Source organism: Arhodomonas sp. KWT, from assembly GCF_010993615.1.
This window is the reverse complement of record NZ_WNXE01000611.1, coordinates 1-992: the sequence shown is the minus strand read 5'-3', so window position 1 is coordinate 992 and position 992 is coordinate 1. Positions and strand designations below refer to the sequence as shown.

Genomic DNA, 992 nt, shown 5'->3' with positions numbered 1-992 from the left:
GTGAACATCGATGTCACGATGCCGATGGACAGGGTGACCGCGAAGCCCTTGACCGGGCCGGTACCGAAGGCGAAGAGCACGATCGCTGCGATCAGCGTCGTGATGTTCGCGTCGGCGATGGTCGAGAACGCCTTGCCGTAGCCGGAGTCGATGGCGGTCCGCGCCGAGGCCCCGGCCCGTATCTCCTCGCGTACACGCTCGAATATCAGCACGTTGGCGTCCACGGCCATACCCACGGTCAGCACGATGCCGGCGATGCCGGGCAGCGTGAGCGTGGCCTGCAGGAGCGACAACGCGGCGACGATGAGCACGAGGTTCAGCAGCAGCGCCACGTCGGCGACCAGACCGAAGACCCGGTAGTACAGCGCCATGAACGCGACCACGAGCAGGAAGCCGACCACCACGGCGGCGAGGCCCTGATTGATGTTCTCCTGGCCGAGGCTCGGCCCGATGGTCCGTTCCTCGACGATCTGCAGCGGCGCGGCGAGGGAGCCGGCCCGCAGCAGCAGCGCCAGGTTGCGCGCCTCGCGCGGGTTCTCCAGCCCGGTGATCCGGAAGCGGCTGCCGAGCTGCTCCTGGATCTGGGCGACGCTGATGACCTTGCGGTCGGTCTGCTGGCGACGCTGCACCTCGCCGTTGACGCGCTGGGTCACCGTCTGGGTCTCGATGAACAGCACCGCCATGTAATCGTTGACGTGCTGGGCCGAGAACCGGGTCATGAGGTCGCCGCCGGCGGCGTTGAGGCGGATGGTCACCTCCGGCTGGCCGGTGCGCTGATCAAGCCCGGACTGCGCGTCGGTGATGTACTCGCCGGTGAGGATGGCGTTGTCCTCGAGCATCACGTAGCCGCCGTCCTGGCGCGGGTACACCTCCGAGCCCGGCGGCACCGGGCCGTCCGCACCGCCCTGGTAGGGGAAGTTGTCCATGTCCACGGGCCGGAACTCGAGCGTCGCCGTGGCGCCGAGGATGTCCTTGGCGCGGGCGGTGTCCTG

1 protein-coding gene is annotated in these 992 nt (G+C 68.5%); it reads right to left on the bottom strand.

Features of this window, described 5'->3' with window-relative positions:
• Nucleotides 1-992, bottom strand: a 992-nt coding sequence (gene secD, locus G7A99_RS21125; protein WP_163143875.1) for a protein translocase subunit SecD, incomplete at both ends; no start/stop codon positions are given.